The 22,531-nt window shown below is 56.5% G+C and carries 13 protein-coding genes; 5 read left to right on the forward strand and 8 right to left on the reverse strand.

What is annotated here, in order from left to right:
* Positions 1 to 126: 126 nt before the first annotated feature.
* Positions 127 to 2,454, forward strand: a complete 2,328-nt coding sequence (locus VH413_05775; GenBank protein ID HEX3798193.1) for a tetratricopeptide repeat protein — start codon at positions 127 to 129, stop codon at positions 2,452 to 2,454.
* Positions 2,455 to 2,540: 86 nt separating this feature from the next.
* Here VH413_05775 and VH413_05780 read toward each other — a convergent pair whose 3' ends face one another.
* On the reverse strand, positions 2,541 to 3,524 hold the full coding sequence (locus VH413_05780; protein HEX3798194.1) for a helix-turn-helix domain-containing protein: 984 nt from the start codon (positions 3,522 to 3,524) through the stop codon (positions 2,541 to 2,543).
* A 250-nt stretch (positions 3,525 to 3,774) separates the two neighbouring features.
* On the reverse strand, positions 3,775 to 4,587 hold the full coding sequence (locus tag VH413_05785) for a prepilin-type N-terminal cleavage/methylation domain-containing protein (GenBank protein HEX3798195.1): 813 nt from the start codon (positions 4,585 to 4,587) through the stop codon (positions 3,775 to 3,777).
* Positions 4,588 to 4,768: 181 nt separating this feature from the next.
* Here VH413_05785 and VH413_05790 point away from each other — a divergent pair, with 181 nt between their 5' ends.
* The 3 genes from VH413_05790 to VH413_05800 all read left to right on the forward strand — a co-directional run bounded on the left by VH413_05790 (position 4,769) and on the right by VH413_05800 (position 10,924).
* On the forward strand, positions 4,769 to 5,002 hold the full coding sequence (locus VH413_05790) for a hypothetical protein (GenBank protein ID HEX3798196.1): 234 nt from the start codon (positions 4,769 to 4,771) through the stop codon (positions 5,000 to 5,002).
* A gap of 5 nt (positions 5,003 to 5,007) precedes the next feature.
* The gene (locus VH413_05795) at positions 5,008 to 9,141 is read left to right on the forward strand and encodes a DNRLRE domain-containing protein (GenBank protein ID HEX3798197.1); all 4,134 of its coding nucleotides are present in this window, start codon (positions 5,008 to 5,010) and stop codon (positions 9,139 to 9,141) included.
* 199 nt (positions 9,142 to 9,340) lie between these two features.
* Complete coding sequence (locus VH413_05800; GenBank protein HEX3798198.1) at positions 9,341 to 10,924, forward strand: hypothetical protein; 1,584 nt, start codon at positions 9,341 to 9,343, stop codon at positions 10,922 to 10,924.
* 58 nt (positions 10,925 to 10,982) lie between these two features.
* Here VH413_05800 and VH413_05805 read toward each other — a convergent pair whose 3' ends face one another.
* The 3 genes from VH413_05805 to VH413_05815 form a co-directional block, all read right to left on the reverse strand.
* Positions 10,983 to 13,538 carry a beta-L-arabinofuranosidase domain-containing protein gene (locus VH413_05805; GenBank protein ID HEX3798199.1) on the reverse strand — a complete coding sequence of 852 codons (2,556 nt, stop codon included), beginning with the start codon at positions 13,536 to 13,538 and terminating at the stop codon, positions 10,983 to 10,985.
* 2 nt (positions 13,539 to 13,540) lie between these two features.
* A complete protein-coding gene (locus VH413_05810; GenBank protein HEX3798200.1) occupies positions 13,541 to 16,120 on the reverse strand; it encodes a DUF4965 domain-containing protein in 2,580 nt (859 codons plus the stop codon).
* A 319-nt stretch (positions 16,121 to 16,439) separates the two neighbouring features.
* Complete coding sequence (locus VH413_05815) at positions 16,440 to 17,375, reverse strand: hypothetical protein (GenBank protein ID HEX3798201.1); 936 nt, start codon at positions 17,373 to 17,375, stop codon at positions 16,440 to 16,442.
* A gap of 184 nt (positions 17,376 to 17,559) precedes the next feature.
* Between VH413_05815 and VH413_05820 the strand changes: the two genes are divergently transcribed.
* Positions 17,560 to 18,624: a PA0069 family radical SAM protein gene (locus tag VH413_05820; protein HEX3798202.1), complete on the forward strand. Its 1,065-nt coding sequence runs from the start codon at positions 17,560 to 17,562 to the stop codon at positions 18,622 to 18,624.
* A gap of 133 nt (positions 18,625 to 18,757) precedes the next feature.
* On the opposite strand, the gene VH413_05825 is transcribed toward VH413_05820, so the two are convergent.
* The 3 genes from VH413_05825 to proC form a co-directional block, all read right to left on the reverse strand.
* Complete coding sequence (locus VH413_05825; GenBank protein HEX3798203.1) at positions 18,758 to 19,813, reverse strand: low specificity L-threonine aldolase; 1,056 nt, start codon at positions 19,811 to 19,813, stop codon at positions 18,758 to 18,760.
* 159 nt (positions 19,814 to 19,972) lie between these two features.
* The gene (locus VH413_05830; GenBank protein HEX3798204.1) at positions 19,973 to 21,298 is read right to left on the reverse strand and encodes an AI-2E family transporter; all 1,326 of its coding nucleotides are present in this window, start codon (positions 21,296 to 21,298) and stop codon (positions 19,973 to 19,975) included.
* 110 nt (positions 21,299 to 21,408) lie between these two features.
* Positions 21,409 to 22,221 carry a pyrroline-5-carboxylate reductase gene (gene proC, locus VH413_05835; protein ID HEX3798205.1) on the reverse strand — a complete coding sequence of 271 codons (813 nt, stop codon included), beginning with the start codon at positions 22,219 to 22,221 and terminating at the stop codon, positions 21,409 to 21,411.
* Positions 22,222 to 22,531: the final 310 nt, after the last annotated feature.

A 22,531-nucleotide genomic window follows, 5' to 3' on the forward strand; every position in this document is an offset into this window, starting at 1 on the left:
CACTCAATTAGTCACTATACGTATTAATTTCGCCGAGTTTCACTGGCGCTTTTCGCTCAAGGTGTGCAAAAAATTTACGCCGGATTTGCCATTGAATTGGATGGGCATATCACACCATTCTGAGGGATGCGCGAGCGCATTTATTCCCGGCGATTTGTGGCCGTGGTGGGCATGGTCTTGAGCCTGAGCACATTGGTGCTCTATCTGCCCGCGTTGCGCCATAGTTTCGTCGAGTACGACGACCAGCAATATGTCACGGAGAATCCCCATGTGCAGGCTGGCTTGACGTGGAGCGGGGTGAAGTGGGCGTTTGGGTTTCATGCGAGCAACTGGCATCCGCTGACGTGGCTTTCGCACATGCTGGACTGCCAAATCTATGGCGGAAACGCGGGGGGGCATCATTTGACGAATGTGCTGCTGCACGCGGCGAGCACGCTTTTTTTGTTTTTGGCGTTGAACCGGTTGACAGGCAAATTGTGGCGCGCGGCGGCGGTGGCGGCGTTGTTCGCATGGCATCCGCTTCATGTGGAGTCGGTGGCGTGGATCGCGGAGCGAAAGGATGTTTTGTGCGGATTTTTCTGGATGCTCACTCTATACGCTTACGTAATATATTTGGAGAAGAAATCCGTCTTTAGATACGTGATGGTGGTTGTGATGTTTGTGCTGGCGTTGATGGCAAAACCGATGGCGGTGACGCTGCCGTTTGTGCTGTTACTCATTGATGTTTGGAAGGACCAGTTAGCAGGAGTGCGGAGCGAATTAAATGCGGAGCGCAGAGTGCGGAGTGCGGAATTAGGGGATTGGGGATGGTGGAGTTGGGTAGTTGTGGAAAAAATGCCGCTGTTTTTGCTTTCGGTTGTGGGGTGTTGGTTGACGATGGGGGCGCAGCGGGACGCGATTGTTTCGACGGGAGGGTTGCCGATTGGGGAGCGGGTGGCCCATACGGCACTGGCTTACTGGCATTATTTAATCGCGACGTTTTGGCCGTGGCCGATGGCGGTTTATTATCCGTATGACGCGGGGAGATCATTTGTGCCGGCGATTGTGGCGGGGATGGGTTTGGTGGGGATTACGGTTCTTATATGTTTGGCAGTGATGAAAAATGGGGCTCGCGGGTACGCTCGCCCTCTCGGGAAAAGTAAAGCCTACCTATTGGTGGGGTGGTTGTGGTTTTTGGGGACGTTGGTTCCGGTGATTGGATTGGTGCAGGTGGGGGATCAGGCGTGGGCGGATCGTTATACGTATCTGCCGTTGGTGGGGATTTTTATCGCGGTAGTATGGGGAATTGGAGAGTTCAGTGCGCAGTGTGGGGTGCGGAGTGCGAAATGGGGAATTGCGGCGTTGGTGGGTGCGGGGATGATGGTGGCGACTTCGGTGCAGCTGACTTATTGGCGTAATACGACGGCGCTTTTCGAGCATGCTTACAAAGTAACTCATCAAAATTACATGGCGCTTACGGTTTTGGGCAGCGTGCTCGCGAGTGAGGGGAAATTGGATGCGGCCATCGCGGATTATCGGCAGGCAATAAAATATAAGCCGGGTTTTCCCGAGGCGTATTTTTTTCTCGGCAATGCGCTGGAACAACAAGGGCACACGGAGGAGGCGATTGCCGATTATCGAGTCGCGCTGTGGTTCAAGCCGGTCACGGAGCAGGCGCATATTTTTCTGGGGATGATCCTTGGGAAACAAAATAAATATGACGAGGCGGCGGTGGAATATAGCGCGGCGCTGGCGGCCAATTCTGATTCGGCGATTGCGCATAATAACCTGGCGCGCATTTTACATACGCAAGGCAAGCTGGACGAGGCGATCGAACATTATCTCGCCGCGCTGGCGATTGATCCTAAGCTCACGCTCGCGCAAAATAATCTCGGCATTTTACTGCTGCAAAAGGGCCGCACGGATGAAGGCGTCCAGCATTTGCGCGAGGCGTTGCGGTTGAAGCCCGGCGATGCGGAGACGGAATATAACCTCGCGCTGGCGCTCAATCAGCAAAGTCAATGGAGCGAGGCGGCAGAACTTTTTGCGCGGGTGGTGACTAACACATCGCAGGATCCGAATGCGCATTACGCCTACGGTGTGGCGCTGTATCATTTGCAAAAAACGCGCGAGGCGATAGCGCAATACGCGTCGGCGCTGTTGATCAAACAGGATTTTGCGGATGCGCTGGACGGGCTTTCGTGGATTTTGGCGACGGCCTCGAACGCGGATTTTCGCAACGGCGAACAGGCGGTAAAAATGGCGCAGCGGGCGTGTGAATTAACCAAACACAAAAATCCCGGGAAGCTCAAGACGCTGGCGGCCGCGCAAGGCGAGACGGGGAAGTTCGATGAGGCGGTGAAGTCAGCGCGCGCGGCGATGGATCTGGCGCGGGCGGCGAATAACCCGGAGTTAGTAAGTGAGTGTCAAAAGATGCTGGAGCAATTTCAGGCGGGCAAGCCGTGGAGGGGTTAGTCAAAATGCAAGAATACTGGAAGGCGTTTGATTTACATTAAATTTAAAAAAAAGGGCTCCTGACAAACGCGCAATCCTTTACACGACTACGCCGAAACAAACCGTGACCGGTTGTTTTCCAAAAGTGGCGGCGCAAACTGAGCAATCTCGAGGTTGATCAAGCCGACCGAATGGCTATGTCTATATTCTTGCGGAGTCGTGCTGAACTCGCGGCGAAAGGAGGCGATGAAATGGCTGGTGGTTTTGAAACCCAATTCAAAGCTGATTTCCTTGATGGAAAGGGCCGAGTCGCCCAGCAAATCAAGACCGCGTTCCAATAGCATCCGGTTATAAAAATTCGCCGGGGTGTTGTTCGTAGAGGCCAGAAACAAACGCGTAAAACGCTCTTCGCTGATCCCCAAAATACCGCACAAGTGTTGCAGGCGAAAAAGTTCCTTGCGGCAGCGGCGCATGAAATCATAGGCGCGAAAAAAATCGCGCTGGCTCAGACGCTGGGTGAAATTCGCCGCGATTTGTCTTATCTGCGGACGCGGCCAGGAACGAAAGGCTTCGACCAATAAACGCATCGCCAGATGTTCTAGGGCGATTTTGTAGCCCGATTTGCGGCCAGCCAGTTCGCGGCGGATTTCTGACGCGCAACCGTGAATCGTATTGTTAATCATTTTCCCGTGAAAGGCGGGACACGCATCGGCATTGACTTCGGGAAGTTGAAAGTTGGGCGCGAGGTCCGTCAGCAGGCGGTGATCGAAAGCCACGCAGGCCGCTTCACAAGGTTGCGAGAGGCGGCTGGAAAAGCGAATGGAGTGCGCAACCCCGCCGTTGACCATCACTGCCTCTCCGGTGCCGGCGACAACCGTCTCGCCGAAATGATTTAGGGTCAGCGCGCCTTGCAGACATATAAAAACAACATACTCCGCATGGACGTGCGCGGGATAAGCATTGTCCGCTTCGATGGAAAAACTGAGGTTTTGAACGCCCAGACGATTGTCCGCGCGCGACCAAAATGCGCCGCCGGAACTTTCGTTCGATTTTGTGATACTGAGCTTTCGGTTATGAGGTTCGCCAGACATCGGGACTTTGAGGCTAAGTGAGTAATTGAGTTACTCAGGACTGTGAATACGTTGTAACTACTCTACTGAGTGAAATATTTTTGGATACGGTTTTAATGTTACAAAATGGAAACGGGGGAGAAAAACCATCTCTCCCCGGCTTTTCCCCCCGCGAGCGGCGGAAAGGGAGAAGAATCTAGTGCGCGAATCTGAAAGCAAGTCGCGAGCTTTGGGTGGTTGTACGATTTCGCACGGCGAAACAGGCAACGCGTCAGGGAACGGGTGGAACGCTGTTTCCGTCCTGGCTGGTATTGAGGACATCCAAATAATTATAGATGGGAATCCACGAGGCGTGGCCGTCGCAGAAGCCCATGCAAGTGCCCGCAGCGCCGTGGTTATTGCCGGGATCCGGCCAGTTATTGTTGGGATTCGTGGCGTCGGCTCCGCCACCGTTATCATCACCGTCCAAAAACAAGTTCACCTGGGACGGTCCGGGGCGCATGCCGAGTTTGGCTTTGAAATTCGTTAGGGTGTAAACTTGAAGCGACTGTTCGGTTTTCTTGACGGTCTTGCCGTCGGCATCGTAAGTCCCGAATATCTCGTAACTCGTGCCGGTGGTGTGGCCTTTATTTTGCGCGTTGTTCGTCAGGTCAATCAAGACCGATTTTCCGTTCGGACCGGTCTCGGTCGTCACCGGGGACGCGGAGCGAATAAAGTTTTGGGTTGAAGGGCAATCGAAGCTTCCGCCCGCACTCCCATTCGCGATGGTAGAAATATAATTTGGATAAAGCCAGCTGGCATCGTCATCGGAGCCGGTGCGATCACTGCTGGCGGTGAGGTTCTTGAGTTCGCCAGAAACCCAGGTGGGCGCGGTCAGATTTCCATTGAAGTCCGACGCATACATCATACTGCCCAGCATCAACTGTTTGAGATTATTGACGCAGCCGATCCGATGGGCGCGTTCCTTGGCCCGGGCCAACGCCGGCAGGAGCAGTGACGCAAGAATGGCAATGATCGCAATTACAACCAGTAACTCGATGAGAGTAAATCCCGCGGGCTGGCTGCGGCGGTTTTTTTGAGTCATCACAAGGGCCGGGTCTTTCATTAAAATATTCATTTCAAATTCAGGAAGGTTTCGGGGTTGAGAAACCAAGGCCAAACTTTGCTTGGAACGCAAAGGCGCATCAAGGCGGGCGCGTGTTCAATTCCAGTCGAATTACTTTTGCCGTTCGATTTTCTGACGACCAATTTCACGGAAACGTAACGTGACGGAATCGCCTTTGCTGCCAGCAAGTTTCGCGAGGGTGATTATTTATCCGGATTTTGGCAGTCGTGTGGCGGCATGGTTACGGTTTCGTAAAATCAATCTTCAAAAATTTGCGCGCGGAGAAAAAAGAAACTGGAAACGAACACTGCGTTCCATTGTTGACGAAAGGGCCGCCGCCTTAGGCTTGGGGTTCACGGTCCGGAAAAGAACGATCAACGACAATCAACTTTGAAAACTATGACTCATCACAGATACCAGCGGAATGATTGGAGGCCTCGAAATTCAGCGGCGGCGAAAATTAAAACCATTATCGCGTCCCTCGCGCTGGCCACTACGAGCTGGTTTGCGGCCCAGGCGACGCCAGTTCTTCACGGCATTTCCGCGGCCAATATCAGCGTGCAGCAAAATGATACGAGTAACAATGCAGTCTCGGTTACGCTGACTACGCCGGTTGCGATCAACGATTTTCAAGTCATCAATAACACCCAAACCAGCCGCGCGGATTATTTCGTAAAGATCGGCGCGAGCGCCACGGACGACGTGGCCAACGGCATCCTGATCAGTTCCATCACCGATAATGGCCGCGATAACGGCGAAGGAGATGGCACCAACTGGGGCACGTCCGCCATTGATAGCAATGCTTCCGGAAGCCCGGGATCTTCCGGGCAGTTTTGGATTCCAGTTTTCGGCACCACGGACGATACGAATTATCCGGAGTATAACTTCGACGTGGCCGGCGCGTATTTCCCTTACTCGAACGGCTGGTATGGCGGTTGGATCGTCAATGCCACGGGCGTCAATAACGGTGTCACGGCGACCCTTGCGTCCGATAAACTTTATGCCAACCCGAACATGGTATTGGGCACGGACGTGATTCCCACAGGCGGCGGAAAAGTCACCGTGAACCTGCTGCGATTTGGTTTGGATTCGCGGACGAACGCGCTGTTGTTGTGCTGCGGTGGCAAGAACGAAGAAAATTTTGCCGATTCCCAGCCGAACGCCGACGGCACCTGGACGGTCACCTGCCGCGATGACGCGACGGGCAGCGCCGAGGGAGACCCGGTGGCTTTCGTGTGCGTGCCGATCACGAATCATTTGGTCGTGTCCGGCCGGTTCTTCGGTGATGCGAGCCTCGGTTTGCACAGTTCAGCATTCAGTGTGACGAATCCGGCCGCGGGAGTTTATCATCTCACCATTCCCGGAGTAACTCCCGGCCACGGTGTGCTGATCATTTCGGGAGAAGAAGGCGGCTCGGTCAACGGAGATAATATTGTCAGTTACCAGGCGACCGCCGACGGCTGGGACATCCAGACTCGCGACGTAGGCGCCGGCAATAAGAAACCGAATCTGCAATCATTACCCGCGAGCGACGCAGTGGTTTCATTTGTGTATATCCCCGCACCAACGGCGGGATTCACCGTCACGCCCACTAATGGTTTGGCGACGACCGAAGGCGGTGTCGCGGCGACTTTCTCCGTGGTTTTGGATGCGCCTCCGAGTGCGGAAGTGGATGTCAATTTTGCTTCGAGCGCACCCGCGGCGGGCATGCTTTCCGTCAGCACGCTTGCGTTTAACGCGTCGAACTGGAATGTGCCGCAAACCGTTACGGTCACCGGTCTCGATAATGCTTCGACCAATATCGAGCCGTATTCGATCGTTTTTTCGCCAGCCACCAGCACGGACACTAATTACAACGGCGTGCAAGCGCCGAGTGTTTCTCTCATTAATGTGCCCAACGGCCAGCCGGGAATCTTCCTGGTTCCGACGCAAGGACTTGTCACAACTGGTTCCGGCGGCACGGCGACTTTTGAGGTCATCCTGAACGTCCAGCCGGCCAACGACGTGAGCATCGGTTTCTCTTCGAGTGATTTGACGCAGGGAACCGTTTCACCCAGTTTGATCACCTTTAATAGTGTTAATTGGAGCACGCCCCAGGTTGTCACCGTCACTGGCGTGGACGATGAAATTGAAGATGGCGACATCGCTTACCAAATCATCGGCGCGCCGGCGGTCAGCACGGACACGAATTACAACGGCCTCGCTGTGGGCAATGTCAGTGTGTTGAACCAGGAGAATGACGTCGCGAATTTGGTGCTGAGCTTCAGCGGCTCAATCAAAGTAACTGAAGGCGGCACGACTAATTTCACGGTCGCGCTCTCCGTGAAGCCGCTTAGCAATGTAACTGTGACTTACTCATCGAGTGACACGACGGACGGAACCGTTTCGCCTTCGATATTGACGTTCACTCCCGATAATTGGAACGTGCCGCAAACCGTTACGTTGAGCGGCTTGAATGATCCCGCGCTCAGTGGCAACGCGAGTTATACCATTAGCACCGTCGTGAGTTCGACCAACCTGGGTTATTCGACGCTGGTGGTTCCCGATATTACTGCAACCACGATCAAGGCGGTTGGCTTGCCTTCCGGCCCGACGGTCTATGGTCTGGGAATGCCTCCGGTGGGCGTGGATGGTTTGGCCACGGTCAATCAGGCGATTGATTTCAGCGGCGCAACTTTCACGTTCGCACTGACGGTTCATTCGGATTCGACTGATATATTGAGCGTTCGCAATGATGTGGCCAACGGCGGCCAAATCAGCGTTTCGGGAAATACGATCAGCTACGGCGGCACCGCGATCGGTTCGTTCAGCGGCGGTTCAGCAGGCACGCCATTGGTGCTGACGATTCAAAGCGGCGCGGCGGCGAATGCGGTGCAGGCGTTGGTGGAGGTCGTGACCTTTGCTAGCACGACAACCAACAACTTCGCGACGCGCACGCTTCAAGTCACTTTGAATTACGGAGCGGGCAGCGTCAGCACCGTTAGTAAGAGCATCCGAGTCGGCCAGTTGCGAGTGACGCAATACCAGGACGGCGCGGATTATGGCTACGGAGTTTATGCCGATGAAGCGGACATCGAGATTTCTCAAGCTGTTCCCGGCACCGCCTATCCGGCAGGGTCGAATCCCGCGAACGGAATCTTTGTGCAACTCAACAGCAGTTCCAGCGACCACCAGGTTTTGTTGCGGTTCGATAATTTGATCGGCACCAACGCGAATCAAATTCCGCCGGGCTCGATCATCGTCTGTGCGGACCTGAACCTGAACATCGTCAACTCCGGTGATGGTTTTGCGCTGAACCGGATGTTGATCCCGTGGGACGCGACCAACTCCACCTGGGGTTCTTTCTCGGATCAAGTTGGAGATGGCGGCGTCGGCGTGGTGGCGGATGATTTCACCGCGAAGGCGACGAACTACTCGCAGTTGGGAATGTTCACGGAATCTGCGGGACCCAATGGCGGCACGGTGTTCACCACGACCACCACGGGCGCGGGGAATGTCACCATCGGAGTGACGCCGGACGTGCAGGCGTGGGCCAATGGCGAGACGAACAACGGCTGGGTTTGCGATGCCGAAGGCGTTCTAGATGCCGCAGGCAATCAGCCGTGGAATAACCTCACCGACGGCACGGGATTTTCGCCGTCGGAAGATCCGACGGTGGCAAATCATCCGCGCTTGCGCGTGTATTGGCTGCCGGCTGGAACTTTGGGCACGAGCTTCCGCTACGGTGTCAATGGCTACACCAACGTGTCGGATTGCGAGATCGTCCAAAGCTCGCCGAATGCGAGCACGGCGCGTGGCATTGAATTATTTAGCGACGGCGCGGATCAAGGCCAGTTGGATGCCACCGAATCGCTGATTCAATTCGGCAATATCGTCGGCACGGGCGCGGGCCAGATTCCTGCCAACGCGCACATTGAAGTGGCCATGCTGAATCTCGCGAGCTTGAATTCATCGGCGGCGGTCGGCGATGGCGGTGAATTCTACGCGATGCTGCAACCGTGGCAAGATACTACTACGACCTGGAATCAATGGGGAGCTAACGGCATCCAGACCGACGGAGTTGAAGCCGCGGTGACGCCGACCGCGACAGCGGGTTCGCCATTGCTGGTTCCCAATGAGCAGGGTGGTTATCACGCGTTTGAAGTGACTGCCGATGTGCAGAATTGGGCGAACGGCACGCTGCCGAATTACGGCTGGGGAATCCTTCCGTGGCCGAAGGGAAGCGATGGCTGGGGCATTGACACGTCGGAGTCGGCCAGTGAAGCGAGCCGTCCGCAGCTCGTGGTTTATTACACGCTGGTCAACAGCGGGCCGGCGCAGCCGAAACTTCTGCCACTCACGGTTTCCTCCACGCAAGTGCAGGTGAAGTTCAGCGGCACGATCGGGACGACCTATAGTGTCTGGCGAACCGGTTCGTTGGGCGGCACGTGGAGCATGATCGGCACGGCGCTGGTGGGTTCGGATGGCACGGCGACGTTCATGGATAACGCACCGTTGCCGACCGCGGCGTATTATCGCTTGTCGAATCCGTAATTAGTTAAGATGAAATCAGCGCACCGGCGCGGGCGAAAGCTCGCGCCGGTTTTATTTTTGGTAAAAAAAATTTCACGCCAATCCGCTCGTTAATTTTTCTCAAGGCGTCGTTGAGCGCCCGTTTCCAAATACAACTGCCCGCTTTCATTTTCGCTTGCGGCTTTGGTGGACAGCGGCCAATCTCCGGCTCTATCCACCTATGAATATAAGCAAATTTTCATGCGTTATTCTAGCTATACTCATTTCCATTCCCTCACAATTAATTGCCGCCAATGAATCCTCCACGCCCAATGCCGGCCCGCTAGCTTTCAAAACTACCAGCACGGGAGACCTTTCCTTCAATACAGGAGTGGTGAAAGGAACACTGGCGAAAGACGGGCTCGGAGAGGGATTGAAATCAATCACGTTTGTTGAAGGCAATGTCGCAATAGATGAGAACCACGGCTTGCTATGTCCGTATCGCTTTCTGACCCCACAGCGCCGCTATGGTTTTGGATCGTGGGAATGGCCGCGAACCGGCAAGGTGCTGTCAAACGGCGCGGCACAACTGCTATGGGGCAGCGCGCCGGATCGGCCATTTGCTTTCTCCATTGTTTATCGCTGGCAAAGCGCCGACACGCTTGATTGCACCGTCTTTTTTGCTCCGCAAACCAACCTCAATCAATTCGAGCTGTTCCTCGGCTCTTATTTCGACAAGTTCACGATTGGAAAAGCATACGTTCAAAGCGCGAGCGATGGCTTGCCCGGCTTGCAGGAAGCAACCAGCAACAAAGGTGAAATACAATTATTTCCCGGCAGCCAACAGGTATTGCCGATAATCAATGACGGACGGTGGAAATTTCCGCCTTTTCCAATGAATTTTGCGATCAAAGCTCCGCTTGCGAGTCCTTTGGGCATGAGAACCCAACCGGGAAGCGGCGTGAGTGTTATCTTCATGTCGCCGCCAGAAGATTGTTTTGCATTGTCCATGTGGACGAAGGGTTGGTCGCAGTGCGGATATTATCTTAGCCTCTTCGGCAAAGACATGAAGCCACGCCAGACCGAGGTGGCACATGCGCGACTTGTCTTCGGCAAAAACTTCACCGATTCACAGACCCTGGAGAAATACACCGCCTATCTCAAAGACCGACAGAACAACCACGATGACGCGTTGCTGACTTCGTCCGAAACGGCGGCGATGCAACAGGTGTTCACCGCGCCGCCCTCCGAAGTCAACGCCGTCAAACCGCCGGCGTGGCTTTCTTCCGAGATGCCAAAACCAGATGCCAATGGCTGGATTCAGTTGTTCGACGGAAAACATTTATTTGGATGCACGCCGTTGAGCGCGGATTTGGAGGCGCGAAAAATTGATCTTCAAGACGGTGCGCTGCGATTGGATTCAACGGCCCTCAGATTTAATGTGAATTGCAGCGACGTTGATATCCGCGCCCGTATTAAGAAGGTCAGCGGGACCAGCAATATTGACATTCGCTGGACCAAGGACGCGAACGGTTGGAACGGTTATGCAAACTGGTTCAGCGGAGAAGATTCTTTCAACGCGGGCAAGAACCAGGAGAAAAAGTGGAAGGGACTGATTAACACTCATGGCCCGAAGAAATACGACGGTTTCTTTGAAATGGAAGTTACGGCAATCGGCGACACACTCACGCTCAGGGCGGATGGTCAAACGATCGGCAGCGCGCAGGATAATTCCATCGCCAGCGGAAGCTTTGGCATCCTCGGAGCAAAAGGAACGACTCTGGTGGAACGCCTGGAAGTTCGCATCCTCGATAAGAAGCCGTGAGTCCGGAATCCCAGAGCGATTTCCCAAAGAATGTCTAAAGAAGATTTGAGCCTACGCTCTAATTCGCGCCGGGTGTTAGTTCGTTGACGCGCAGGTTGGCGAAGCTGGAGAGCGAGCGGTTGCCGTCGGCGCAGTAATCGCGCACGCCGACCATGCCGGTGGAGGCATCGGTGTTTTCAGCGGCAATGGCGGGGGTTTTTGAATGGTTGAGGTAGATGCGGATTTTTGGGCCCTGCGCTTCGATTTTTAGATGGTGAAATTTATTCGCGGCCAGTGGCATGGGGACGTGGATGATCGGGTGCCAGGAGTTGCTGGCGTAACCGAATTCCAACTGATTGTGTTCCGCGTTGATGCCGGCATAGTAGCCGCAATAGGCGTCGGGGCCGATGTCGGGCTTGCTGGCGCGAAAGATCAAGCCGGCGTCGCCGGCCGGGCCGACTGAGATGTCGGCTTCGTAAGTGAAGTTAGTGAAGGCGGTCGCCAGGGCGAGGGCTTTGGCGCCGTTCGCGGAGCCGGGCACGGTGCTCATGGCTTGGTTGCGGACCACCCAGTTTCCTCCGAACACCGTCCAGCGGCGGGGCCAGGTGGAATCGAAATTTTCTGTGAAGGCGCCGACAGCAGGATGGGGCGAACCGAGATAAGGAAACCAGCTTATGCGCAAATGTTGGGCGCCGAAGGGAACGAGCGTCACGGTGGTTAGTTCGTTGGTTGAAGCGACTGGGCTTGCGGGTGGCTCGAATGCCTGGTCGCCGCGCCAGCCGATGGTCCAGTCGGGAATTTGGCGCGCGTGGGCGAGCAAGGCAACGGAGGGTTGCGCTGGATCGAATGGATTTGGTGGCGGGGGAGAATTGCTGACGGTGAGCGATGCGGCGGGATTCGCCGGATTTAATTCCAGCGCGTAGTTCCACGGGGTCGTGGGGCGAATTTCGAATTCATCAAAACCCATTTTGTGGGCGTCGGGCGTGCGGACTTCCCATTCTTCGCCGATGCGCAGGGAATAGATGAGCGGGCCGCGGCTGACGGCGACGGAGTGGCCGGGGCCGGGTGTGGTCTGGATGGGCATAGGGAAATTCAACACGACGATGTCGCCGTCGGACCAGGTGCGTTGGAGGCGGAGGAAGGTGGCGGGTTTGAGTGCGCCCTGATTGCCGCCATTGATGGTGATGGAGGCGTTGGTGCACCAACCGGGAATGCGAAGTTCCAGCGGGAAATCAACCGAGCCAGTGAGCGTCATGCGCAGGCGGACTTGTTCTTCAAATGGATAGGCGGTGTCTTCGGTGATTTGAATTTGATGGCCGTTCGCCAAGGTGTTGACAACGGTGGGCGCGTAAACCAGCGCGGCCAAACCACCGTCGGCGGTGGCGGCCCAGGAATTTTGAACGAGCTTCGGCCAGCCCATGTGGAAGTTGTAGCGGCAGCAGGGATAGCCGGAGTCGGGCCCGGGCAGCGTGCCGTTGGCGTAGTCCTGGTTGAAACCGTGGCCGCCATGGATGGCGATGACGTTGTTGGGAACGGTATAATATTGGAGGCCTTTGATTTCGTTCGCGAGCGCGGCGGGCAGGGCGTTGAAGGAAATGGTTTCCAATCGGTCGGCCAATTTGGGATTGCCCGAGATGCCGACGGAAGTTTCCAGACTCAACATGGCTTCGACGATGGAACATAACTCGACCCCTTGCACGGTGGCATTGCCGGAGAGGAATTCGGTTCCGCTATTGATGTCGCAGGGCAGGGCGTTTTCGCGCATGAGATGATCCAGCCCGAGGGAGAGCGCGCGCAGGTCGCTGGGCTTTTTCGAGAGTTGATAATAGACGGCGGGAAACTTGAGCGCCTGCTCGACGTTGACGTTGTGCTTGGGTTGAAAATCCGTGCCGTAGAGGTCGAAGCTGTTGCTGGTGAAAATTCCGATCCAGTCGTAAGACTGTTTGCGCAACAGTTCGGCGAGCGCGAGGAGATTGGTGTCTCCATTGCGATTGTAGAGCCAGAGGGCGACGTCTATTTCATCGCCGGCGCGGGCCTTGCCCCATTCCTTGAGCGGATTGGCCGGGAGGTTATCGAGCATGTAATGAAAGTAATTGCTTAGGACGAGGGGCACGCGGGTGTCGCCAGTCGCTTCGTAGTAATCCCGCAGCGCATAAGTCGCGACCATGCGCGGCCACCAATCGCCGTTTGCGCCGGGTCCGATGTAGCCGTAAGTCCGCTGATGATCCAGCAACCAGTCCATCCATTTTTGCGCTTTTTGTTTTAGGCCCGGGTCATCCAGGACATAGGCGAGCGCGACGAGGCCTTTGAAATAATAAGGGCCGCGTTCCCAATTCTCGCCTTTGCCGCCGAGCCACGCGCTGTTGGTGCCGAGGTCGTTGGCGTAAAGGGTTTCAGCGTTGCCGGTGAGGCCGTCGCGTTGCAGTTGGCATTGGGTGAGCAGCCAGCCGAGTGGGTGAACGCTTCCGAGCGGAAGCGCGGTGAAAGGAGTTTTGAGCAACGGCGAGCGATTGCTTACGACCGGAGTCGGCGGAAGATTCGTGGGGAATGCAGCGGCGGGCGCGGGTGGCTGACTGCGGGCAACCAGAGAAAATCCGGCGGCCCAAATCATCAGCCCTGCCAATAGCGCGCGCATGCCTATTTGGCCCGGACGACCTCCACTAAACCAAGGTCCACGTATTGGCCGCCGGTGGTTTGATGGCAATGGACGGCGATCAAGTTCTTCCCGGGTCTAAGAGCGGCACGGCCTTCGGGTGTCAGCGGAAACATATCATAGCCGCTCACAAAGCCTCCGGCCTGAAGGGCGAGAACGCCGTTGATGTAAACCTCGGCATCCTCGTCGTGATGAAGCCACGCCTGGACATCATTGAAATCCGTGGCGGTCAAATCCACTTCGCGGCGAAGCCAGATGTCCGAAGTGTTCCACGTCGTGCCGACGATCGCGCCCGGTGTGCCGGACGTGCCGAAACCGCTCTGGCCATGTTTCCAATTTGAATCGTCGAAGCCGGGTTGCTGCCAGTTATTGCCCGGACGGTCGGTGGTATAATCCCACATCGCTTTGTGTTTGTCTGCGGCATTGAGAACCATTTTGATTTCCGGCGCTTTCGGCATGGCGGCCCAACCGGAAGCTTTGGTCTTATCGCGCCCGGCATATTTGTGCCACACCGCTTTGTCGTAAAGCATTTCGAGGAACACGCCGCCGACGACGGGGCGGGCGGTGAACCCAACCTTGCGCGCGGTTTTAGTTTGATACCAATCGGTCATGGGCGCGCGGTCGGGAGTGGCGTTCAGGAAAGCAATGATCGGGGCGACCAACGCTTCAAAGTCGTCGCGATTTTGCGTGAGCGTCGCGGTCCAGGTGATCCAATCCAGCTTGGTATAAGTTTCGCGGTTGTCCAGCGGGAGGCCGTATTGGTTTTGTATCTTGCGATAAAAAGCCATTTCCTTTTGCGCGACTTCGGCGGGAAATAAATTCAAGCCAAGGATGCGGTCCCAAACCAAATTATATTTCTGGCTCCAGGTGTTGGGCCGGTCAAACGCGAGGCGGAAATGATCGCCTTCAGCCGCCTCTTTTACCCAGCGCTCGGCAAAGCCGCGGGCGAGTTTCATGTATTCCTCGGACTTCTGTTTGTCGCCACGCATTTCACAAAGCTTGGCAAAAGAGCCGAGGCCGCAAATGGCTTTGGCGCTCAAATTCACATTGTGCGCGAGATGGCCGGCGAAGTCATCCGTGCAAAGCTGGTTCTCGGGATCGAAACCCTTTTCTTTCAGATACTCGGCCCATTGTTCGAGTTGTTTCCAATAAAGTCCGGCGAAGTCCGCGTTGCCGTCCATTTGCGCGACCGCGCCGAAGAGACACAGTAGATTGCCGCTTTCCTCGACCGGCATCTGATTGTTCACGCCGCGCTCGCCATCGCCATAAACCTGGCCGTTGGCTTGAGGATACGTGCCGAGATCGTGAGGGGCGAAAGGAAATTTCCAGCGGTCGCTCGCGGCGTAATTCATGAACGGCACGATGAAGGATTTGGCGAGGCTGGGGCCGAACAAAAGGAACTGCGGGGACATCGGATAAAAAACATCCGAAGTGCTGATGCAGCCATTGGAATGGTTCTCCTTGCAGAATTGCAAAGGCTGGCCGTTGTCGTCGGCCACGAACATGCCGGCGGCAAAACATTGGCGATAGGCGAGCGCGGCGAGTTGCGCATAATTTTCTCCGCCCGCGTTACGCAAATCGCCCATCAATTCGGTGTCGAATTTGACGCAGCGTTTTTTCAAGTCTTCGTAATCCTTCGCGGACTTGGTGAGCAGGGCGGACGCGTCATCGCCATTGCGCCGCCAATAGGGGCGCAGGTTTTTCTTCATGTATTGAATCGAATAAAGGTCGTCGTAAGCGAGCATCAGCCAGCAGGAGACGGGCTTGGCGCGCACGGAGCCGAGCTTGGTTGCGAAAGCAATGACGGTGTCGTTTTTTCCATCGCTTTGAAGAACCGACGCTTCACCGGGATTTCCATTCGCGACGAAACCGGCGCGAGCGGCAGCGGCGGGGGCGACGTTGGACAGGGTCTTTTTATTCTTCTCCATCGCAACATAAAAATAACCCCAGTCAATGCGGACGTCGTCACCCTTCCGGCGCAGGATGGGTTGCTCGACCGTGCCGACGCGCCAGGCGGTGAGGCCGGAAGTGGTGGCGGATTGAAACGTCACCGGCTGATTCGGTTCATTGACGGCGATTTCAGAACGGGCATCGAAATAAATTTCCACTTCGTGCGACTTTTGGTCTTTTGATTGCGCTTCCCACGACACATAAGTGACCGGGCGCGAGAGAACATTCAGATCGTCCGGCAGTGCGGCCGTCATGAAGGTGAGGGTGAGGTGGATGGTTTCGTTTTCGAATTCGTAAATGGTGCGCGTGGGGAGGACTTGCAAGCTGGTTTGCGCCAGCGCGGGCACATCGGCCGGCTGACCGCCCATGAGGCGAAACGATTTTCCGTCAATCCGCGCGAGGCTGGTGAGACGCTGGGCTTTGCCGGTCCAGTGGGTGGTGTCGGTATCGGTCAGTTTGTCAGCGGGCGACCAAATGCTGAAGTAAGGATTGCAGGCGACGAGCGGGACCGACGGCGGACGCAATGGTTCGGATTGCGCCGCGAGGGAAAAGTGAAGCGACCATAATATCAGGAATACCGTCCACATCGCGGGCCGAAGAAGTAGTTTTTTCATATAAGCGCCCCCACCATGTATAGCATGGGACGACGAAAGGCGATTAGCATTGTATGTGAACATCTCAGAAATATAGACCAGCGACCCGGTGTGTCATGTGGCATGAATTGGCCACTTTGTTCAGTTTGAACGGTTGGTGTGCTGAGGACGCATCTCATTATTTTGAGTGAGCTTGTATCGGTTTCTCGGACAGGTTGGGATAAGGTGTGGCAAGCCCCCCACCAACCCAGAAAAAAAATATCCCCAACCGCACCCACCACCACCTCGCTGAAAACTTGAAACTTGAAAACCGAAAACTTTCTACATTTCCAACACTAAATCACGCCCCCTCCGCCCGGCACAACCCATCCATCGTCCCCCTTACATCCTCCAACGTCCCCACCATCACAAACATCCGGCACGAATAATCCCCCGGCGCAATCCCCTTCGCGTCATTAATCCGAAACACACAATTCCACTTCGTCACCTTCGCCCAATCAAACCGAAACCGCCCGTACGTCCGTTTCGGCAACTTCGCATCCGGCGGCGAATAAATCCCCATCGCATAAGCCCCGTCCTTCGTCGAAAAAACCAGCGGCAAAACATCTTCCCGCAAATCCTTGCTCACCGAAATCAACTTCCGCGACCCCAAATCAAACACCCAAAAATCGTCAAACTCAATCGGCATATAACCCGTCAACGCCTCAAAAACCCCATGCACATGCCGCTCATCCTTCGGCAACGTAAACGTCACCCGATACTCCAGCGCATGCGGAAAGTTCGTCACCCCGATCCTCACCCGCTTCGACAACAAATGATTTGAAAGCGCCGTCGTATTCTTCGCCAAATTCCCCTCCGACTTCTCCCCCGGCAACAACCAAAACGCCATTTGATTCGTCGTCACCAACTCCGCCCCCGCCGCGTGCAGATACAACAACCGGCTCGTCGAAGATGGCCCCGCGCTATCATCCCGCGAGCCCCCCTCCGTCGGATTAAACGTCTCCCCCTTGATCTCCCCATCCACATCAAAATTCGAAGCCGACTGCAACTCCCGCCCATGATCCGTCGCATCAATAAACTCCTTCCCGCGCCAAACCACCGAACAAATCGCCCCCGCCGTCCGCGCTGAAGTCCGCACCACAATCTCCGACCCACCCGCCATCCCCCGAATCACCCCATCCCCATTCGGCAACCCCAACGACTCCTCCGGCTTTGCATCCAGCACCCCCAGCGGACTCAATCCCAACACAACTAGCAAAATAAACAAGCGCTTCATAAACAAGTTAGAGAATAAAAAAACTCTAAATCCTCCACCGAAAACTTGAAACCGAAAACCTCGCCCTTCCCGAATAGTGGCCGTCCACAAGGACCTCCGCGCCTCCGCGCCTCCGCAGTTAAAAAAATCGCGAAAAATTTTCCAGAAAACTTGAAACTCCCTCCCCATCGGCGATGTTCCTTTCATGCAACCGAAGTCCACACTCCTGCGCGGCCGCGGCGCCGGAGAAAACCCCGCCAACCGCTTCGAAAAAATTCACCTCGAACCCTTTGAAGACTACGACCCCGCCGAAGACCCCGCCCCCCAAACCATTTTCCTCACCGACAACACCCAAACCGCCATCACCTACAACAACAGCCCCGACGTCGGCTTCGATGCCAGCATCAACCCCTACCGCGGCTGCGAACATGGCTGCTCCTACTGCTACGCCCGGAACACCCACGAATACCTTGGCTTCAGCGCCGGCCTCGATTTCGAAACCAAAATCATGGTCAAACCCCGCGCCGCCGAACTCCTCCGCGCCGAACTCAGCTCACCCAAATGGCAGCCCCAAGTCCTCGCCATGAGCGGCGTCACCGACTGCTACCAACCCGCCGAACGCCGCTTCCAAATCACCCGCGCCTGCCTCGCCGTCCTCGCCGAATTTCGCAACCCCGTCGGCATCGTCACCAAAAACCACCTCGTCACCCGCGACCTCGACCACCTTCGTGAACTCGCCGCCCACGATTGCATCGCCGTCAACCTCTCCATCAACTCCCTCGACCGCGAACTCGCGCGACGCCTTGAACCCCGCGCCTCACTCCCCGCCCAGCGCCTCGCCGCCGTCGAAACCTTGGCCAACGCCGGCATCCCCGTCGGCATCATCATCGGCCCCGTCATCCCCGCCCTCAACGACCACGAAATCCCCGCCGTCCTCGCCGCCGCAAAAAACGCCGGCGCCCAATGGGCCGGCAAAGTCGTTCTGCGCCTCCCTTGGACCGTCCGCCCCGTCTTCGAACAATGGCTCAAGCGCACCTACCCTGAAAAAGAAGAAAAAATCCTCGGCCGCATCCGCGCCATCCGCGGCGGCCAGCTCAACGACCCCCGCTTCGGCACCCGCATGCGTGGCGAAGGCATCTTCGCCGACCAAATCAGCCAAATCTTCCACGTCGCCCACCGCAAAGCAGGCTTCACCACTGAAGACCGCTTCCCCCTCACCACCCAAAACTTCCGCCGCCCCCAAGGCCCCCAAATGGAACTTGGCCTCTAATCTTAAGTAGGGCAGAGTTGTGGACGCCATCGGCAATGATGGCTGACGGATTATACCGCCCAGCACCCTTGCCCCCGTCCTTCCGAACTAAAAACTTGAAACTGAAAACTTCCCCCATTCCGCGCTCCGCACTCTAAACTCCGCACTGGGCCAGCTCCTTCACATCCTTCACAAACGCATCCACGTCCTCCGCCGTCGTGTCCCAACTGCACATCAGCCGCGCGTCATCCGGGCTCACGTGCGTATAAAACTTCCACCCCTGCTCATGCAAACCCTTGATCATCGCCGTCGGCATCTTCGCGAACACCCCGTTCGTCTCGCACGGAAACGCGATGTTCACCCCCGGCACCTGACGCAACCCCGCCTCCAGCCGCTGCGCCATTTTATTCGCGTGCGCGGCGTGACGCAGCCATGCCCCGTCCTGCAACATCCCCACCCATGACGATGCCAAAAACCGCATCTTCGAAGCCAGTTGACCCGCCTGTTTGCAGCGATAATCAAACTCCTTCGCCAAATCCGGGTTGAAGAACACCACCGCGTCACCCACCGCCATTCCATTCTTCGTCCCGCCAAAACACAACACATCCACCCCTGCCTTCCACGTGATCTCCTTCGGCGCCACGCCCAGCGACGCCACCGCATTCGCGAACCGCGCGCCATCCATGTGCACGCGCAGGCTGAACCGCCGCGCCGCCTCCGCCAGTGCGCCCAATTCCGCCACCGAATACACCGTGCCCATCTCCGTCGCCTGCGTCAGGCTCAGCGCGCGCGGCTTCGGGTAATGCACATCCGTCCGCCGCATCACCATCGGCTCGACCGCCGGCGGATGGATTTTTCCGCCCACGCCCGGAACCAGCAAAACCTTCGAGCCATTCGAGAAAAATTCCGGCGCGCCGCACTCCGCCGTCTCCACGTGCGCATGCTCGTGGCATAAAATACTGTGATACGACTGGCAGAGCGAAGCCAGCGCCAGCGAATTCGCCGCCGTGCCGTTGAACACAAAAAACACCTCGCACTTCGTCTCGAACACATCGCGGATCATGTCCGCCGCCTTGGCCGTCCACGCGTCATTGCCGTAACCCGGCGCATGCCCGCGATTGGACTCCGCCAGCGCCGCGAACGCCTCCGGACAAATCCCCGAATTATTATCACTGGCAAACTGCCTCCGCGAATGCGTTTCCGATTTCATAAATATATTTCAGATCATTTCAGGTCATAGACCGCCGAACCTATTAGCCACAGATGGAACACCGAAAAAACACGGATGATATTCAACCAATGCGTGACGCCGCCATTCCCTATTCCGCACTCCGCACAGTGGCCGTGCGCAAGCACCACTCCGCACTTCCTAAATTTCCACCACCTCATCCGCCTCCTGATGCCCGTACGGCTCGCGCGTCCAGATATACCGGAACATCAGCGTGCGCAAAACCGCCGTCAAAGGAATCGCCAGCATCGCGCCGAGAAACCCGCCGAACAACGTCGTCCCCACCATCACCGCAATGATGATCGTCAGCGGATGCAACCCCGACCGTTCCCCGATGATTCTCGGCGAGATGATAAAATCCTCGAGCAACTTCACCACCGCCGCGATGCCCAGCACCATCAGCGGATGCGCCCAATCCCCGAACTGCATCCCCGCCACAATCAACGCGAACACCAAACTCGTGATCGTTCCCAAATACGGCACGATGCCCAGCACCCCCGCCACCACGCCGAGCAGCACCGCATAATTCAATCCCAGCAAAAGATAACCCGCCGCCAGCAGCACGCCCACGCACAATGCCACCAGCACCTGCCCACGAAAAAACACGATCAAACATTCATTGATCGCCTTCAGCACGAAAATCACCTCGTCCTTCGCCCTGCCTTCCTTGATCGGCAGATAATCCGTCCAATGCCGCGTGATCTCCTCCTTCTCCAGCAAAAAATAAAACAGATACACCGGAACCAGCATCAGCCCGATCAAAAATTCCATCCACGTCGAAACTTTGCCCAGTTGCGCCGTGAACCAGCGCGCCGCAATCACCATCGCGTGCGACAACGCCGGAATCATTTCATCGCCGCCGATCATTCCCGAATTGAACATCGGTTCTTCATTGTTGAGCGGCGACGGCGCGTTTGTGCCGACGCTCACCTCATTCACCGAATTCGTCACCGCCGATGCCGGCAGGATTTCCGCGCTGTTGGTTGACGGCGGAATCCGTTTTGCCGGGCGCAAAGCCTCGCGCCAGGTTTCCGGCAGTTGTTGGCCGAGCGAGCCGTCGGCAAAATCACCGAGTTTCGCGCCGATCTTTTCCATATAGACCGGCGCCTCATGCACCAGCTTGCGGCTCTCGCGATTCAACCCCGGCAACGCCGAGGCCAGCACCGACAAAATCAACAGCGCGGCGAGGCCGAACACAAAAGTCACCGCCCACATCCGCGGCATGTTCCGCCGGTGCTGAAGAAATTCCACCACCGGGTTCAGGATATAAGCCAGGATCAACGCCACCGCCATCGGAACCATCACCGCCGACAACCGATGCAGCACAATGCTCACCCCCCAGACCAGCAATCCGAGCAACACCATCACCACCGCCACCGAAAACATCGTGAGCGAAAACCACAACACCCGCGCCTGCCTTTTCGTCGGCGGCGGAAAGCCCAAATTTGTTTTCTTAGGTTCGCTCACAAGTTAAATTTATTTGCCCAACCGTGCCTTATCTTAGAGGACTTATCCTATACGATTATAATTACTATCAGTACCTCCGCGTCTCCGCGCCTCCGCGGTTAAAATCCAGCTCAACTCTGCCCGAGCTTCCTCGACTTCTCCGCCGCCGCCCGCACCGCGTTCATCAACGCCCCGCGCACCTTGCCCTTTTCCAATTCATGCAACCCCTCGATCGTCGTGCCGCCCGGACTCGTCACCATGTCCTTGAGCGCGCCCGGATGCTGGCCCGTCTCCAAAACCATCCGCGCGCTGCCGAGCATCGTCTGGGCCGCCAGCTTCGTCGCGATGTCCCGCGGCAAACCCGACGCCACGCCGCCATCGCTCAACGCCTCGATCATCAGATACGCATACGCCGGGCCGCTCCCGCTCAAACCCGTCACCGCGTCCAGCAGTGATTCCTTCACTGCAAACGCGATGCCCACCGCCGAAAAAAGTTTTTGCGCCAGCATGCCGTCCTCTGGCAGCGCCGCCTTGCCGAGCGCATAAGCCGTCGCCGAAGCGCCGATCAAGGCCGGCGTATTCGGCATAACCCGGATCAGGCGCGCTTTCGGCAAGCCATGTTCCAGCTTCGCCAGCGGCACCCCCGCCGCGATGGAAATCAACAAATGTTTTTTTGAAAACGCGCCGCGAATTCCCGCCAGCACTGCTGCTACCTGGTCCGGCTTCGTCGCCAGCACCAGCACATTCGCGAACTTCACCACCTCGGCATTGCTCTTCGTGATCTTCGCGCCCACCTCGCGCCCGAACGCCGCGCCCGCCGCCTCCACCGGATCGCTCGCCATGATTTCATCCGGCGTCACCAACCCCGCATGGACAAACCCGCGCGCCAGCGCCGTCGCCATCTTCCCCGCGCCCAAAAATCCGATGGTAATTTTCGCAGCCATGCCTCTTTCTAACACCCTTCCCGCCCAAAACAAAAGCCAAAACCATCCGCCCTAGCGAACCTATACCAAGCCAAATTGTGAGCCACGGATGGAACCCAAAACCGAATACCGATTAAATCACCCGCCTGTTCTACCGCGCTCAAATCGCCCGCCGCTTCTCATTAACCCCCAGATTCATCTGGGGGGATAACAACTATGACACACCCAAAACCGCTTCAGCGGTTTCCTCCCCCACTGAAAACTTGAAACTTGAAACTGAAACTTTTTTCTTTCTTGTCACCCATTTGTAACCATCCCGCCCTGCCTCCGT

The sequence above is a fragment of the Verrucomicrobiia bacterium genome, assembly GCA_036268055.1.
In the GTDB taxonomy this organism is placed as follows: domain Bacteria; phylum Verrucomicrobiota; class Verrucomicrobiia; order Limisphaerales; family Pedosphaeraceae; genus DATAUW01.